The 15,570-nt window shown below is 41.6% G+C and carries 14 protein-coding genes and 1 pseudogene; 9 read left to right on the forward strand and 6 right to left on the reverse strand.

Annotated features, from left to right (window positions below):
* The first annotated feature begins 5 nt into the window (after nt 1–5).
* The 3 genes from ABZD21_RS09025 to ABZD21_RS09035 are packed head-to-tail and all read left to right on the forward strand — an operon-like array spanning nt 6 to nt 3,845.
* Nucleotides 6–1,769 (forward strand): tetratricopeptide repeat protein, encoded by a 1,764-nt coding sequence (locus tag ABZD21_RS09025; protein ID WP_372774552.1) that lies wholly within the window; start codon nt 6–8, stop codon nt 1,767–1,769.
* Nucleotides 1,769–2,647, forward strand: a complete 879-nt coding sequence (locus ABZD21_RS09030; protein ID WP_372774554.1) for a DUF4292 domain-containing protein — start codon at nt 1,769–1,771, stop codon at nt 2,645–2,647. The genes ABZD21_RS09025 and ABZD21_RS09030 overlap by 1 nt, the downstream gene beginning before the upstream one ends.
* 10 nt (nt 2,648–2,657) lie before the next feature.
* The gene (locus ABZD21_RS09035; RefSeq protein ID WP_372774556.1) at nt 2,658–3,845 is read left to right on the forward strand and encodes a murein hydrolase activator EnvC; all 1,188 of its coding nucleotides are present in this window, start codon (nt 2,658–2,660) and stop codon (nt 3,843–3,845) included.
* A 28-nt stretch (nt 3,846–3,873) separates the two neighbouring features.
* Here ABZD21_RS09035 and ABZD21_RS09040 read toward each other — a convergent pair whose 3' ends face one another.
* A complete protein-coding gene (locus tag ABZD21_RS09040) occupies nt 3,874–4,575 on the reverse strand; it encodes a Crp/Fnr family transcriptional regulator (protein ID WP_372774558.1) in 702 nt (233 codons plus the stop codon).
* 164 nt (nt 4,576–4,739) lie between these two features.
* On the opposite strand from ABZD21_RS09040, the gene ABZD21_RS09045 reads away from it, so the two are divergent.
* Together ABZD21_RS09045 and ABZD21_RS09050 are read left to right on the forward strand one after the other, a co-directional pair.
* Nucleotides 4,740–5,156 (forward strand): OsmC family protein, encoded by a 417-nt coding sequence (locus ABZD21_RS09045; protein WP_372774560.1) that lies wholly within the window; start codon nt 4,740–4,742, stop codon nt 5,154–5,156.
* Nucleotides 5,157–5,257: 101 nt separating this feature from the next.
* Complete coding sequence (locus ABZD21_RS09050; protein WP_372774562.1) at nt 5,258–6,619, forward strand: NAD-dependent succinate-semialdehyde dehydrogenase; 1,362 nt, start codon at nt 5,258–5,260, stop codon at nt 6,617–6,619.
* 44 nt (nt 6,620–6,663) lie between these two features.
* On the opposite strand, the gene ABZD21_RS09055 is transcribed toward ABZD21_RS09050, so the two are convergent.
* The 4 genes from ABZD21_RS09055 to ABZD21_RS09070 form a co-directional block, all read right to left on the reverse strand.
* Nucleotides 6,664–6,954, reverse strand: coding sequence for a hypothetical protein (locus ABZD21_RS09055; protein WP_372774564.1), 291 nt, complete (start codon nt 6,952–6,954; stop codon nt 6,664–6,666).
* A gap of 110 nt (nt 6,955–7,064) precedes the next feature.
* Complete coding sequence (locus ABZD21_RS09060; RefSeq protein ID WP_372774566.1) at nt 7,065–7,538, reverse strand: SRPBCC family protein; 474 nt, start codon at nt 7,536–7,538, stop codon at nt 7,065–7,067.
* Between the two features lie 480 nt (nt 7,539–8,018).
* Entirely contained in the window at nt 8,019–10,052 is a 2,034-nt protein-coding gene (gene metG, locus ABZD21_RS09065) for a methionine--tRNA ligase (protein ID WP_372774567.1), read from the reverse strand.
* A 151-nt stretch (nt 10,053–10,203) separates the two neighbouring features.
* The gene (locus tag ABZD21_RS09070) at nt 10,204–12,402 is read right to left on the reverse strand and encodes a radical SAM protein (protein ID WP_372774569.1); all 2,199 of its coding nucleotides are present in this window, start codon (nt 12,400–12,402) and stop codon (nt 10,204–10,206) included.
* Nucleotides 12,403–12,602: 200 nt separating this feature from the next.
* Here ABZD21_RS09070 and mscL point away from each other — a divergent pair, with 200 nt between their 5' ends.
* The 4 genes from mscL (at nt 12,603) to ABZD21_RS09090 (ending at nt 15,135) form a co-directional block, all read left to right on the forward strand.
* Entirely contained in the window at nt 12,603–13,031 is a 429-nt protein-coding gene (gene mscL / locus ABZD21_RS09075) for a large-conductance mechanosensitive channel protein MscL (protein ID WP_372774571.1), read from the forward strand.
* A gap of 128 nt (nt 13,032–13,159) precedes the next feature.
* Complete coding sequence (locus ABZD21_RS09080; protein WP_372774573.1) at nt 13,160–13,975, forward strand: aminotransferase class IV; 816 nt, start codon at nt 13,160–13,162, stop codon at nt 13,973–13,975.
* A 39-nt stretch (nt 13,976–14,014) separates the two neighbouring features.
* Entirely contained in the window at nt 14,015–14,362 is a 348-nt protein-coding gene (locus ABZD21_RS09085; protein WP_372774575.1) for a DsrE family protein, read from the forward strand.
* A 284-nt stretch (nt 14,363–14,646) separates the two neighbouring features.
* Entirely contained in the window at nt 14,647–15,135 is a 489-nt protein-coding gene (locus ABZD21_RS09090) for a hypothetical protein (RefSeq protein ID WP_372774577.1), read from the forward strand.
* Nucleotides 15,136–15,374: 239 nt separating this feature from the next.
* On the opposite strand, the pseudogene ABZD21_RS09095 reads toward ABZD21_RS09090, so the two are convergent.
* Nucleotides 15,375–15,570 (reverse strand): annotated as a pseudogene (locus ABZD21_RS09095) (hypothetical protein); the annotation flags it as partial.

A 15,570-nucleotide genomic window follows, 5' to 3' on the forward strand; every position in this document is an offset into this window, starting at 1 on the left:
AAATAATGAACCTAGAGAAAATTGTAAATATTGTGGCCATTGGCTTGGTCGTTTCAGCCTGTGCCAGTACTAAAACACCGCTTGTATCAAAGCCCGAAACTGCTACAACAAGTCAGGAAACTTTGCTTTCTGAGGATCAGGAAAATGAATTTGAATACCTGTTTATTGAGGGAATCAAACAAAAAAAGTTAGGCAACACGGCAAATGCCGTTTCTATTTTTTCTCGTTGTCTCGAAATTGATCCACAGTCGGCAGTGGCCATGTACGAAATGGGAACCCTTCACTATGCCAACAAGGATTTAACAAGTGCTTCCCTTCTGCTTGAAAAAGCCAACTCGATAAACCCCAACAACAAATGGTATAAAGTCTCATTGGCTCAGGTTTATCAGCAAAGGCGACAGTTTAGTGAAGCAGCCGAACTGTACGGTCAGCTATGCGATATGGAACCCAACAACATGGAGTTTTTATATAGTAAGGCGGTTTTGTTGGGTATGGCTGAGCAATATCAGGAATCTGTTGATGCCTATAACCAGCTGGAGAAACAGTTAGGCTTGAGTGATCAGCTTTCGGTGGCCAAACAAAACCTTTACATCAGCATGGACAAGCCTGATAAAGCGTTCCAGGAAATTAACCGGCTGATTGAATCCAATCCGACAGAACCGCAGTATTATGGCTTAATGGCTGAATTCTACCAAACTCAAGGTGATACTGAGAATGCTCTGAAGTATTATAACAGAATATTGGAGATCGATCCTACAAATGGTTTTGTCCATTTCTCGTTAGCCGGCTTTTATACACTGGATGGTAACTTCGACAAAGCTTTTGAGCATACCAAATTGGCTTTTGAAAATGATGAATTGGATGCCGATACAAAAATTCAGTACTATATGTTGCAGACAGGTCAAGCTGATAATTCGGATCTGACTGACGCGCAAATTGATGAATTGCTGGACATTTTGCACAATAAATATCCCGAAGACAACCGGATGTTTGCTATTTATGCCGATCATCTTGTTCGTCAAAGTAAACTGGCCGAGGCTCGCGAATATTTAAAGAAATTTTTGGATGCCGATAAGAGCAGTTTTGAAATATGGTGGCAATATTTACTGATTAGTAATGATTTACAGGATTGGAGTACAGTGTATTCAGGCAGTGAAGAAGCAATTGAATTGTTTCCTAATCAAGCCGCGCTTTATGCTTTAAATGCTGTGGCAGCCCTTCAGCTTGAAAAATTTACCGAGGCGCTTGAAATCATAAAGGAGGGAGAAGCTTATTCTGCTGAAAATCCGAACTTGAAAATTCAACTTGCGATTTACAAAGCAGAAGCTAATTACAAACTGAAGAATATTGATGAGGCATTGGCAGCTTACGACGAAGTAATTGAGCTCGATCCCGATAACTTTATGGCAATGAACAACTATGCCTATTACCTTTCGGTTCAGGGAAAAAATTTAGATAAAGCTGAACGCTTCAGTAACAAAGTTGTTCAGGCTCATCCTACTAACCCAACGTATTTGGATACCCATGCCTGGGTGCTTTTTAAGCGGAAAAATTACAGTTTGGCAAAGTATTACATCGAGACTGCTTTGGAAAATGGTGGAAACGAAAACGCTGTTTTAGTGGAGCATTATGGCGATATTTTATTCATGTTGGGTGAGAAAGATAAAGCAGTTGAAGAGTGGAAAAAAGCCCGGGATTTGGGCGAAAGCTCTACTGTTTTGAATCAGAAAATAAATGAATTACGGTACATCGAAAGTCAGGAAGAATAGTGAAAAAGCAAGTAAAAAATACCAAATACATCTTTATTTTTTTAGCGCTGTTGGTTTTAGCGTCGTGTAAAAGCACCAAAAATATTGTAAGCTACGAAAAGCTAAAACCGATCAGCACCAATCGTTTGATTAAAAATGTAGAAGAAAACGCTTTTCAATATGAAGGGCTCGATATTAAACGCATTGCCTGTGTTTACGAAACACCCGATAGTAAAACGTCTTTTAGGGCGACCCTCTCCTCTCGTGTCGATGATTTTATACAGGTTTCAATTAGTAAATTAAACCTCCCAGTTGCTCGTGTATTATTGACACCCGATAGCGTTAAAATGATCAATTACCTGCAAAAAACGTACTTTATTGGTGACTATTCTTACTTGGAAAAGGCTGTGGGGGCAGCAATTGATTTTCAAACTGTTCAGTCAATCATTTCGAATGATGTGTTTTCGTATCGAAACGATGAAAAGGACAAAGATTACAAAGAATTTGTTTCGTACTCCGACAGCGGTGTTTATGTACTTCAATCGCTAAAGAACCGAAAACTTGACAAAATAAACCGCAAAGGGAAAGAAGATAAAGTAGAACGCTACCTTAAGAAGTTGGATGAAGAGAGTTTCATTGTTCAGTATTTATTTGTTGATCCGAAAACATTTAAAATCAAGCAGGTTGTAATGGATGATGTATCGGAAGAGCGAAAAGTTGCGGTTCGATTCGATGATTTTGCTCCCGTCGAAAATCAATTGTATCCCGAAAGCATTGATATTCGCTTTACCAGTCAGGACAGCGATATGAAAATGAAGATAAAGCTCAGCAAATTTTCATTGAATCCGGATACGGATTTGAACTTCAAAATACCGGAAAAGTATGAACCGGCAAATTGAAAAATGAACGATGAAACGGTTTTTTCTAAGTTTCTGTTTTATTTTGTTGCTTTCGGTATCGAATGGACAGTCGATCAGAGAATTGCGCGATAAAAAATCGGATACGGAAAAACAAATTCAATACACTAACTCCTTACTCGAGGAAACCAAAAAAAATGAGAAGGCTTCGCTTTCACGCCTTAAATTACTGAAATCACAAATTGAGAACAGAAACGCGCTGATCGCCGGTATTAACAGCGAAATTGAACTGGTAGATCGGTCTATTAGTAATAATACCGAGATTATCAGTATGTTACAAGAGGATTTGGACCAGTTGAAAAACGAATATGCTGCCATGATTCGTTTTGCTCAAAAAAATAAAAACAGTTTCGATGTATTGATCTATTTGTTTTCGGCCGATAATGTGAATCAGGCCTACAAACGTTGGCTGTATCTCCGTCAATATACTCATTACAGGCGTACTCAAGCCGATATGATAAATCTGGTCTCGGTTGATTTGGATGAAAACGTCGCTAAATTGCTTGCTAAAAAGCAATCGAAAACAGATTTGTTAAATACTAAGTTGAATGAAAATAAGTTGCTTGACGGGGAGAAGAATAAGCAAGCAGCGGTCATTCAATCGCTTCAGAAACAACAACAAGACCTCAATAAAAAGATCAAAGAACAACAGCGGATTCAGGACGAATTAAATCGTCAGATTCAAAAGATGCTGGAAGAAGAAGCGCGCAAAACGGCTGATAAATCGGGTTTTGGACTCACCCCTGAGCAAAAGCTGGTTTCGGCTGATTTCGAGAAGAACAAAGGGCGTATTCCCTGGCCCGTTGAACGTGGAGTGATTACCGAACATTTTGGAATTCATGCTCATGCTGTACTAAAGCAAATTCAGGTTCGCAGCAATGGTATCGACATTAGTACAGCCGCCGGAGCCAAAGCCAGGGCAGTTTTCGCCGGTGAGGTTAGCAGGGTGTTTGCTATTTCAGGAAGCAATATGGCCGTGATTATTCGTCATGGTGACTTTTTAAGCGTTTATTCCAATCTTAGCGAAGTTAGTGTCAAGGCCGGACAGAAAGTCTCTCTAAAGCAAGAAATCGGCACAATTTACACTGATGTTTCAGATGGGAATACAACCATCATGAAATTTCAGATTTGGAAGGAGAATCAAAAATTAGATCCTGAAGATTGGATTAGCCTGTACTAACAAAAAACCCGCTTGTGGCGGGTTTCGTTTATAAGTTGGCAACCTTTGTTAATGCGTTTACATCCAATAGTTTAATCTTCCTTCCCTGCAATTCAATCAATTTATCTTGTTTAAATTCCGAAAGCAGGCGAATAACACTTTCGGTGGCTGTGCCCACAATGTTGGCCAATTCCTCCCGAGTCAGCGAAATCTGCAGAGTATTCGAATTATCCAAATCAAAACTTTCTTTCAGCAGCAACAGAACTTCTGCAAGTCGCTCCCGAACAGTCTTTTGCGCAATATCTGTGATATAATCGTTGGCTTCACGCAGTTCTTTGCAAACAATTTGCAGCATGTGATGCGAAAATTCCCAGTTGTTCTGAATTAAATATAAAAGCGTTTGATAGGGAATGTGGCACAGCACAGCTTCTTCAACCACCTTCGATGTAGTACAAGCTAACTCTTGACTTAACAGCGATCGGTAAGCAACAATTTCTCCCTTTTTTGCAAACCGGATAATTTGCTCTTTTCCGTCGATTCCGGTCTTAAAAATTTTTAGAATTCCTCTCGTTACGCAATAAAAGCCGGTCAAACGACTTCCTTCACGGTATATAATGCTTCCTTTCTTATACAACGAACACGTTTTTTCGTAATTAAGCTGTAGAAATTCTTTCTCAGTTAATTTTTTGAATAACTGAAATTCGGACAAATCACATTCTTCTTCGCTCGGTCTTTTTAACGAACTTTTCATCTAACCTGCTAATTTATATTCGAATAAATATTCAATTTGAAATTGGACTAAATATACAGCCATCCCTTATATTTGTGAAACAAATTAGATAGATAGTTGTATATCTAAAAAGAAATACAATCAAGTGTAAAAATAGTTCAAAAATCAATATAAACGAGATAATTATGAAACACGTTCTTGATTTAGCCTGGAAGCAAAATATGGCTTTCGAAACCGACCTCGACGGACACAAATTGGTGTTGGATGCCGCAGAAGAGTCAGGTGGTGATGACAGCGGACCACGACCCAAAAAGCTGATGCTGGCTTCGCTTGCCGGGTGCACCGGTATGGATGTGGTAATGATTTTGAAAAAGATGAAAGTGGAAGTTGCTGGCTTTAACGTGATTGTAGAGGGCGATGTGGCCGACGATCACCCTAAGAAATACACAAAAATGAAGGTAATTTACCAGTTTAAAGGCGATAATTTACCGCTGGATAAACTTGAAAAAGCTGTGAAACTATCCGAAGAAAAGTATTGTGGTGTAAGCGCTGTGTACAAGGAAGCGCTGGAATTAACCACCGAAATACGGATTGTAGAATAGTTTGAAGTAACGTTTTTGAATGAAGAGAGTCCCCAACGAGGGCTCTTTTTTTTAGTTCTGCATTCATCTTACCTTTGGAGTGATTATAAACAGCGAAATGTATGAAAGCAATAAACCCATATACCGGTAAAATTTGCGGAACCTATCCGCGTCATACTGAAAAGGAAGTGCACCAAATTATCGGGAAAGTTGATTTGGCCTGGAAAAGCTGGAAAACCAGTCCATTTTCAGAGCGCTCCAAACTCATGATTCGGCTAAGTGAATTACTGATCGAAAAGAAGGATTGGCTATCGGAGCTTATTACCAATGAGATGGGAAAGGTTCGTAAAGAAGCCATAGCTGAGGTGGAAAAGTGCGCCTTGGTTTGTCGGTATTATGCCGAAAATGCAGAACAGTTTTTGGCTCGTGAAGAAATAAAAACGGACGCCAGTTCGTCCTACGTTAGTTTTCAACCAATAGGAATTGTTTTGGCGGTCATGCCCTGGAACTTCCCATTTTGGCAGGTGTTCCGTTTTCTGGCTCCTGCGCTAATGGCTGGTAACACAGGCTTGTTGAAACACGCCAGCAACGTACCCGGATGTGCTTTGGCCATTGAACAAATGGTTGAAGAAGCTGGTTTTCCGGCAAATGTATTTCGCAGTTTGTTGGTTGGTGGGTCGGAAGTAAAAGTAATTATCGAAAACCCATTGGTTAAGGCAGTTACATTAACAGGAAGTACACCAGCAGGAAAGGCTGTTGCCGGCGCTGCCGGTTCGGTACTTAAAAAGTCGGTGTTGGAATTAGGCGGAAGTGACCCGTACTTGATCATGGGAGACGCCAATATTGAAGAAGCTGCCCGACTTTGCGCTGCAAGTCGGTTATTGAATGCCGGCCAAAGTTGTATTGGCGCCAAACGCTTTATCGTCATGGACGAAGTGTACGACCAGTTCAAAGATGAATTTTTGAAACAGATGCAGGCTGCTGTTTTAGGCGATCCGATGAATGAGCAGACAACGCTCGGCCCTTTGGCGCGGACAGATTTGAGAGAGGAACTGCACCAGCAAGTGACCCAAAGCATTCGGCTCGGAGCAGATTTGCTTTGTGGTGGATTCCTTCCGGAAGGGGAAGCAGCATTCTACCCGCCTACTGTACTCGAAAATGTTAGCACCGGAATGCCGGCCTATCATGAAGAGCTTTTTGGTCCGGTTGCCTCGCTATTTCGGGTGTATAGCGTCGATCAGGCTATTTTGATCGCCAATGACACGGTTTTTGGTCTTGGGGCAGGTATTTTCACTCGAGACATGGAAATGGCTCAAAAATTAGCTGAAAATGGCCTGGAAGCGGGCTGTGTGTTCGTGAATGACTTTGTGAAATCTGATCCTCGTCTGCCGTTTGGAGGAGTGAAAGAAAGTGGCTACGGACGAGAGCTTTCGCTGGTAGGTATCAGAGAGTTTGTTAACCAAAAAACGATCGTTCTGAAATAACGGGTTGTAACGTTCGTAAAATGCGAGTCAGAGGGAGACTCGTTTTAAACAAGGTTTCGAGTGAACCAACCAAACGCAAGTACTAAAAGAAGAATCGAGAGGATTAGCATCGTAATTTCGATTCGTTTCGAACGTTTTAGATCGGCTTTAATCTCCTGCATAATCCGTTTTTTATCTGCCTCCGAGCCTTCTTTAAATTTCAGTTCCAGGTGCGAATTGTAATAAATGAATCCCTCTTCATCTTCACCAAAATGCTTACGCTTTCTGGGTGTGCTCCGATTAACTCTTAGCCGGGCCATTATATCGGCGATATGGCGGACTGTTTGTCGTATCATAATAAGTAGTTTTTGAATTGATTTTACGGTACATAATTTACGTAATTAATATTATTTGTTTGATAGAATTGAATGAGAATTATGAAAATTAAATTCAAATTTTATAGCGATCAAAACAATGATGACAACACTTGTGAGCGAAAACTAAATATGTGCATAAGTTGCTTTTTCACGAACACAGCGTGAGAAAAACGTCCCAGAAAACCAAACGGCAGCTTGTACGAAACCTTGTCCGTCATCAATACTCCTTCCGAAGTTTCTATAAAGCGGTGTTCGTGGTGCCACATAGAGTAGGGGCCAAATCGTTGTTCGTCAACAAAATACTTCTGTTCATCAACCTGAGTTATTTCCGTCACCCAGTTGGTTCTAATTCCGGGGATTGGTGAAAGCTGGTAGCTGATTATTTGACCGCGATACATCGACTCCGGCTTCCCGGAGGTGATCCGAAAGTTCATGTGCTTGGGAGTCATCCGACATAAATTTTCAGGAGAAGAGAAAAACTCCCACGCTTCATCTACCGAAATTGGCAGCGTCAATTTTGTTTCCAACGTGTAAATTCCCGAATGGTATTTAATGCTTATCATGGTTCCAACTTCTATTTGTACATGCTATTGAAACAAGTATGCCGCATTAATGTTTAAAGTACAAGGCAAAGCATTAAACAAAAATGGACTAATTAGAGGTGGAATTTTCAACTTTAAAGTAAAAGTTATTTTTTTTAGGGCTTATAAACCTTTTCATCGGCCTGTTGTTTTAAGGTACAGTTCGATGTTCATGAGGCGGTTGAGTTAGTTTAAAAGGTTGAATAGGTTTACAGAGGTGATGGGGAACATCGAACTACTTTTAGGATAAGAAAGTATCTACGCAAATAGATTTAGTTTTAGTTTAGGTTTAGTTGGTTTATTAGTGAAAAGGGTTCGTTTTATGAAACGGGCCTTTTTTCATTAAAAAAAACCGCCTTTGCGTACAAAAGCGGTTTCGAGTATGTAGAGTAAGTTGCCGATCTGCAGGGCAGTACTGCAACTCACAGAAAACCAACCCAACAAGAGTTGGGCGGTTGTATTTTAGCGGATTTCCGATCCGTTTTTAACGTTACTTTCCGGCGAAACAAACTTCAGCGTTCCATCAGCATCTTCGGCCATCAAAATCATTCCCTGCGATTCGATACCACGCAGTTTGCGGGGTTCAAGATTTACCAGTACCGAAACTTGCTTACCAATGATTTCTTCAGCTTTATAATACTCGGCAATACCCGAAACAACGGTACGTTTATCGATTCCGGTATCCAGCAAAATTTTCATCAGCTTTTTGGTTTTGGCAACCGGCTCGGCCTCCAAAATAGTAGCTGTGCGAATATCCATTTTCATGAAATCGTCGAACGTGCAATTTGCCTTGGCTGGTTTAGCAACAGCTTCGGCGGCCTGGTTGGCTTTTTTGGTGTTTTGCAGTTTTTGCACCTGAGCCTCAATTGTTTCATCTTCAATTTTTTCAAACAACAATTCCGGCTTGTTCGTTTTGTGACCGGCAGCCAGTAAATCGGTACGCCCCAATTCGCTCCAATCCAGTTTTTCAAGATTGATGAAGCCACGCAGTTTTTCCATGCTGAACGGAAGAAATGGCTCCAATATAATTGTGAGGTTGGCAGTAATCTGCAGGCAGATATTCATCACGGTTGTTACGCGTTCAGGGTCTGTTTTTATCACCTTCCAGGGTTCTTCGTCGGCAAGGTACTTATTACCTAAACGAGCCAAATCCATGGCTAATTTTAGTGCTTCACGGAAACGGTAGCTGTCCAGGCTTTTTTCAATATCAGCCTTTAATTTGGCGATTTCAGCCAAAGCAGCCTGGTCAACTTCATTTGTTTCGCCCAAGGCAGGCACTTCACCATTGTAATATTTTTGAGTGAGCACAAGCGCGCGATTCACAAAGTTACCCAGTACGGCAACCAACTCATTGTTGTTGCGTGCCTGAAAATCTTTCCAGGTAAAGTCGTTATCCTTGGTTTCGGGTGCATTTGCGGTCAGGGTATATTTTAGCACATCTTCTTTACCCGGAAATTCTTCCAAATATTCGTGCAACCAAACCGCCCAATTGCGCGATGTTGAGATTTTGTCGCCTTCGAGGTTCAGGAATTCGTTGGCCGGTACGTTTTCAGGTAGAATGTAGCTACCTTCAGCTTTCAACATTGCGGGGAAAATTATGCAGTGGAAAACGATGTTATCTTTCCCAATGAAGTGGACCATTTTTGTTTCCGGATCTTTCCAATATTTTTCCCAATCCGGAGTCAGTTCCTTGGTAGCCGAAATGTAGCCTATTGGCGCGTCGAACCATACGTACAACACTTTTCCTTCGGCACCTTCAACCGGAACAGGTACACCCCAGTCGAGGTCGCGGGTCACGGCACGGGCTTGCAAACCACTGTCGATCCAGCTTTTGCATTGGCCGTAAACGTTCGATTTCCATTCTTTGTGACCTTCCAGGATCCACTCTTTCAACCAAGGTTCGTATTGATCCAATGGCAGATACCAATGTTTGGTTTCTTTCAGCACCGGCGTATTTCCGCTAATCATCGATTTTGGGCTGATGAGCTCTGTTGGGCTCAACGATGTGCCGCAGCTTTCGCATTGGTCGCCATAAGCTTTCTCGAACGAACATTTCGGACAGGTTCCCACAATGTAGCGGTCGGCCAAAAATTGCTTGTTTTCTTCGTCGTAGTATTGAGCGGAAGTTTGCTCAATGAATTTACCGTTTTTGTATAGCGTTTCGAAAAATTCAGAAGCAGTTTCGTGATGAACGGGTGCACTTGTGCGTGAGTACACATCGAAAGATATACCGAAACGAGCAAACGAATCTTTAATTATTGTGTGGTATTTGTCGACGACATCCTGTGGAGTAATGCCTTCATTTTTAGCTTTTAAAGTAATCGGAACGCCGTGTTCATCCGAACCGCCGATTAACAAAACATCCTCATTTTTCAGACGAAGGTATCGGGCGTAAATATCGGCAGGAACATAAACTCCGGCCAAATGGCCAATGTGAACCGGGCCGTTGGCGTAGGGCAGGGCCGATGTGATTAAAGTACGTTTAAAATCAGTCATTACACGAAAATTTATTCAAGGCGACAAAGATAAGTTAAATTTTGAGTTGGAGGAAAAAGTTGCAGGCACTGGTTAAAAGTTCGGATGAAAAAAAGCACAAATAACATTTGCTTTCTTCCTTTCAACCTGAATGAATGAAATTATACGCCGGTTAGAGCATTATGAAGCCGTTTTCTCGCAGAATTTTTAATGAAGGACTGTTCCAGAAAAGAATAAAGTCGCCCCCTGTTTGTTCCTCAAAATCCGTTTTAAGTTGACCAAATGTTTTCGGATTGCTGTTTCCCACCGAAAGTCCGGGAATTTCCTCCACAAGCCATTTTCCTTCATTCTGTTTAAGTTGAACGACTACTTCATTTTTGCGGTTCGAAAAAGTCAGCTCTGCCATTTCAAAGCTTCTGTTTTTTTTCGTTTTTGTGAAATACTTGGCACTTGCATGGCCACCCAACCAATAAATATTGGCCGATTGACTTGGAATCTCAAACTCCTGTGAGTCGATCGCTTCCCGAATGAAATTTGGCGAAACAGTGGTGCGGGGAACCTTAAAATCGAACCAATCCTGAAGGGGCATATCAAAACCAATGTCGTGCATGAAGTTGAACAGCGATTTTCGTAAGCCTTCGCTGAACAGTTCGTGGCGGCATCCGGTTTTGTCTAGATGAACCAAATCGTTGTTGGCGAAGCTTCCGGTTTCGAGAGATTCGCGTCTAACATTAAATTTTTCGGGATGAAGGCCAACGGGGCTGTGAGCAGTCATGGCAAATTGATGCCAAAAACCGGATTGTACTACTCCAGCCTCAAATAACTGCCTGACCACTTCCATCGAATCGATCGTTTCCTGAGCTGTTTGGGTCGGAAAACCATACATTAGGTAGGCATGAACCATAATTCCCGATCGGGTGAAATTATCAGTCACCCGGGCAACTTTTGTCAGACTGACTCCTTTGTTAATCATTCCAAGCAGGCGATCCGAAGCAACTTCCAATCCGCCGGAAACTGCAATACATCCCGACTCTTTTAGCAGAACACACAAATCGTACGTAAAGCTTTTCTCGAAACGAATGTTGGTCCACCAAACAATCGTTAGTTTTCTGCGGATGATTTCAAGCGCCAACGCCCGCATGAGTGCGGGAGGAGCGGCTTCGTCGACAAAATGAAAGCCAATTTCACCCGTTTGGCGAATGAGTTCTTCTATGCGGTCGCAAAGCTGTTTAACCGTGCTTGGTTCGTAACGTTTGATGTAATCGAGCGAAGTGTCGCAAAAAGTACATCGCCCCCAATAACAACCATGTGCTAAGGTGAGTTTGTTCCATCGGCCATCGCTCCAAAGGCGGTGCATTGGGTTTGCAATTTCAATGACCGACAAATACCGATCAAGCGGAAGATCACTATAATCGGGCGTGCCTGTATCGGCTTGTGCAATATCTTTTTCTGTAGCAGCATCGAGGTAAATTACCTTTCCGTTTTCACAGGTGAATGTTCTTTTTAACTGCTTCAGTTCACGTTTTCCATTCAGATGTTCGAGCAGAAGAAGCAATGGCGCTTCACCGTCATCCAGCGTAATAAAATCAAGGTAGTCAAACACACGAGGATCAGTCAGCGACCGGAGTTCGGTATTTGGAAAACCGCCACCAACAATAATTTTAACTTCGGGATGGTGTTTTTTAATCCATTGTCCACACTTAAAGGCACTGTACAAATTGCCTGGAAACGGAACAGATAAGGCAACCACAGTTGGCTGATACTGCTCAAATTTTTGAGCCAGCAGACCGATTAAAATTTCATCGATGAAATTGTTGGGTGCAAGGAGCGATTCGTTGAGTTCATCAAAGGTACTCGCCGACCGGCCCAATCGCTCGGCATAACGGCTGAAACCAAAATGCGGATCAACAGCTTCAATAATCAAATCCGAAAGGTCTTCGAGGTATAGCGTAGCCAAATGTTTGGCTTTATCCTGAATTCCCATGGTGCCAAAAGCCCAGTCGAGGTCTTCGGTTTGTGCAAAACGCGATGCTTCAGGAAGGTAGGCTCTGTCGGCGATGACGTGAGCCAGCACCCTGTTTTTTCCTTGCAAAAACTGGATTACTTCATCAATTGTCCGGGTATAATCAAGGCGCATATTGTAAACGCGCTGGCCATTTTTCGATAGTTCAGGCTTTAGTTTTTCAATTCGCTGAAAAAGAGTGAGCAGACCTTTCGATGAGAACAAAGCCAGTATAACGTCAATGCCCAGATCACATTGGTTGGATTCAATAGATAGGGTATTCAGAAACCCCTTTAAATAGGCTGTTGCCGGATAAGGGGTATTCAATTGAGTAAAAGGAGGATTGATGAAAAGTATCTTTTGATCCACAATTCAAACGATTATTCTTGTGGCAAATGTACAATAAAAACGACTGATGCGTGTACCGCGCTTGTTTCGTGTCGTTTTCGGGAAATTGGTATTCGAGCTCAAAGCCTAAAAAGATATTCATGGATAATTGATTTTTTGGGCGAATTGCATTAACTTGATTTCAATTTAATTTATTGGTAATCAATTTAAAATTCAGTATTATGAGCATGATGAAAGAATTCAAAACATTTGCCATGAAGGGTAATGTAGTCGATATGGCTGTTGGTATCATCATTGGCGGCGCTTTCGGCAAAATTGTTGCATCGTTTGTCAACGACGTATTAATGCCACCAATTGGAATGCTATTGGGCGGAATGGACTTTAAAACCTTGCAGGTTGTATTGCGCGAAGATATACTGAATGAAGCGGGCGAAGTGGTTACCAAGGGAGCGACCATAATGTATGGTAATTTTATCCAAACTACGATTGATTTCATCATTATTGCTTTTGCTATTTTCATGATGATTAAAGCGATGAATAATATGAAGAAGAAGGAAGAAGCCAAACCTGCTCCGACTCCACCGCCGCCAGCACCAACAAAAGAAGAACTTCTTTTGGGTGAAATTCGCGATTTGCTGAAACAGAAATAATTTACGCTGAGATACATTTGAAAGCATTCCTGAAGCAGGGGTGCTTTTTTGTTTTCCGGAATAAACAAGAAACAGAATATTCAATTCTAAAATTTCAGTCGTAACTTGCACCTTCTAAACAAACAAGTATGATCGGATTTAGCAATGGTGTATACCATTCTGTTTCAGAAATAAGTATTCCAATTACAAGTATCTCAATCAACAGAGGTTATGGAGCATTTGAATTCTTCGGAATCGTTAAGGGGCGGGCTTTTTATGGCGACCGTCATTTGAACCGACTCCGTCGATCGATGCAAATACTAAGGTTGAAGACGAATTACGACGAGCAGTTGGAAGAGATTGTAGAGGCCGTAATCACTAAAAATCAACTTAGTGATGCCTATCTTAAGCTGTTTGTGCTGCCACACGACACTGCTGCGACAGATCACCGGCAGGCATCGCTTTATGTGTATCCAACCCAAATGCCGTTGTTCGATTCGTTGTTATATGAAGAAGGTGGTCGGTTGGTAACCAAAAACTTTCAGCGTTTTTTGCCCGAAGCTAAATCTACGAATTACCTGGCTGGTCAATATTGGATGGACGAGCAGAACGACAGTCGGGTGGTAGACGTGCTTTATCACAACGGACACAGTGTTCAGGAAACCTCGCGCGGAAATGTGTTTATAGTCAAGGATGGAACTGTCATTACTCCGGCTGAAAATGTGCTGAACGGTGTTACACGGGGCCTGATTTTAGAATGTTTGTCCAAAAATGGTATTTTGCATGCCGAAGCAGAGGTGAGTCTGGCTTTGTTGTATTCGGCCGACGAAGTTTTTCTCTCGAGCACGACAAAGCATATTTTACCAATTACTCAAATTGACGGACGAAATATTGGTTCCGGTAAGCCCGGGCGGCTGACACGCGAGATGATTCGTGTTTTTCAGCAACTAAAAGACAGTTATTAATTGTGAAGCCGAAACTAAGCGACTATTTAAAAAAGAAACATGAGCACCTTAAAAAATACCCTAATTCAAATAACCCAAGAGGGCATGGGCAATGGCGACAACGAGCTTGGTTTGCTATTGCTGAAGAACTACCTAAGCCTTCTCTCCGAAGAAAACGAACGACCTCGGGTGATTGCTTTTTACAATGCAGGAGTAAAATTACTAGCTAACGGATCGCCTCTGGTTCGGCAGTTTAAAGATCTCGAAAATGCTGGTATTCGTTTGGTGGCCTGCAAAACCTGTTTGAAGCATTACAATTTATTGGATCAAATTGAAGTCGGTATCCAAGGAACGATGATCGATATTATGGAACTTCAAAAGGTGGCTAACAAGGTTGTTAACCTCTAGTTTATCGTACGCAGCTTCATGCGCTTCCGCTATTCGTTTAGCTGTTTTTTGTGGCGTAATCCGTTCCTGTTTTCGATGGTGAAATAAAACTTTTCGTTTATTCTGCGAACTAATTTCCGGGCACCGAAAGCGTTCGGGAGACAAGCTGTGTTGAATTGGGGGCAAAATTCTTTTCGGCTGATTTCATTGATTTATGTTGAATCATTTTTCACAAATTCGTTCTAACTTTCATTTTAATTGAATAATTTTAATCGTGCCTGTAGTAAAAACTAAAGCAAACAGCCATGAGTATTAAGCTTGAAAACTACAATCAGGGGTTGATTGACAAATTCTTTAAGGATTGGATAGGTATCTCGGTTGAAATCCCGGATGATCAGGAACTGCAGCCTTGTATTCTGTACCTCGATTTCAGTTCGCATTGCTTTGCAACCAGCGCTTACAAGTTTTTAAATGACTGGCAAGACTTCAACGGTGAACAAGCCCTTAATTTTTCTCTGATTGAGGAAAGCGACACGCAGATCTCATGCTATTTTTTCACTCCTAAATATCCGTATTTCAAAAAAGGAACCTTTCGTGGAAACTTCGACATCGAAAAAATACGCACTTTCTTTAGGGCAGTAAACGTTCAACCAGAATTTTTGGTTGTGGCCCGGTATGCCGATGCAAATTTCGATGTACAGGATGTGGAACTTGAAGGCAACGGTGTATGGCTAAAACATGCTCGCTACCGGCAACGATCCAAGGTTAAAGAAGGACAGATTGAGTTTGAGTGATTTTACTGGCCTTTGATAGGAGTATTGGATTGAATAACAGATGTTTGTTGCATTCAACGTTTTGTTTATTTCTTACCCGGATTGCGGTTAAAAATTCGTTATAAGTAAGTAACCACCCCTTGTTAAATGAGAAAAGCCGCCCTGAGTGGCAGGAACGGCTTTTGCTTGTTTGCAATTATTCGAGGTAAGGGATATTTTGAATATTTTTCGAACTAAATTTTAAAATTGACCGTGATTTTTTACTTCACTTCGATAATCGCGTACTTTGATATTTTCCAGAATTTTTCCGGATTATCAATTTGCAGGTAGGCAATTTGCCCGTTCTCTTCAACCATCGAGTACGAGTCGCTGGGATGATCGGAGATTACTTTTGCTTTTTGTGCATGCAACGGAATTAGTTTGGTGTCGCGAATATCGAAGTTGGTAAAATATTCA

This window comes from Mangrovibacterium sp. (assembly GCF_041596335.1).
In the GTDB taxonomy this organism is placed as follows: domain Bacteria; phylum Bacteroidota; class Bacteroidia; order Bacteroidales; family Prolixibacteraceae; genus Mangrovibacterium.

What these genes read in the sequence shown, in the direction of transcription:
- ABZD21_RS09085 (WP_372774575.1), top strand. Translation starts at nt 14,015, where the DNA reads ATGAGCACCTTAAAAAATACCCTAATTCAAATAACCCAAGAGGGCATG.
- ABZD21_RS09035 (WP_372774556.1), top strand. Translation starts at nt 2,658, where the DNA reads ATGAAACGGTTTTTTCTAAGTTTCTGTTTTATTTTGTTGCTTTCGGTA.
- ABZD21_RS09045 (WP_372774560.1), top strand. Translation starts at nt 4,740, where the DNA reads ATGAAACACGTTCTTGATTTAGCCTGGAAGCAAAATATGGCTTTCGAA.
- ABZD21_RS09090 (WP_372774577.1), top strand. Translation starts at nt 14,647, where the DNA reads ATGAGTATTAAGCTTGAAAACTACAATCAGGGGTTGATTGACAAATTC.
- ABZD21_RS09040 (WP_372774558.1), bottom strand. Translation starts at nt 4,575, where the DNA reads ATGAAAAGTTCGTTAAAAAGACCGAGCGAAGAAGAATGTGATTTGTCC.
- ABZD21_RS09060 (WP_372774566.1), bottom strand. Translation starts at nt 7,538, where the DNA reads ATGATAAGCATTAAATACCATTCGGGAATTTACACGTTGGAAACAAAA.
- ABZD21_RS09050 (WP_372774562.1), top strand. Translation starts at nt 5,258, where the DNA reads ATGAAAGCAATAAACCCATATACCGGTAAAATTTGCGGAACCTATCCG.
- ABZD21_RS09025 (WP_372774552.1), top strand. Translation starts at nt 6, where the DNA reads ATGAACCTAGAGAAAATTGTAAATATTGTGGCCATTGGCTTGGTCGTT.
- mscL (WP_372774571.1), top strand. Translation starts at nt 12,603, where the DNA reads ATGAGCATGATGAAAGAATTCAAAACATTTGCCATGAAGGGTAATGTA.
- ABZD21_RS09080 (WP_372774573.1), top strand. Translation starts at nt 13,160, where the DNA reads ATGATCGGATTTAGCAATGGTGTATACCATTCTGTTTCAGAAATAAGT.
- metG (WP_372774567.1), bottom strand. Translation starts at nt 10,052, where the DNA reads ATGACTGATTTTAAACGTACTTTAATCACATCGGCCCTGCCCTACGCC.
- ABZD21_RS09055 (WP_372774564.1), bottom strand. Translation starts at nt 6,954, where the DNA reads ATGATACGACAAACAGTCCGCCATATCGCCGATATAATGGCCCGGCTA.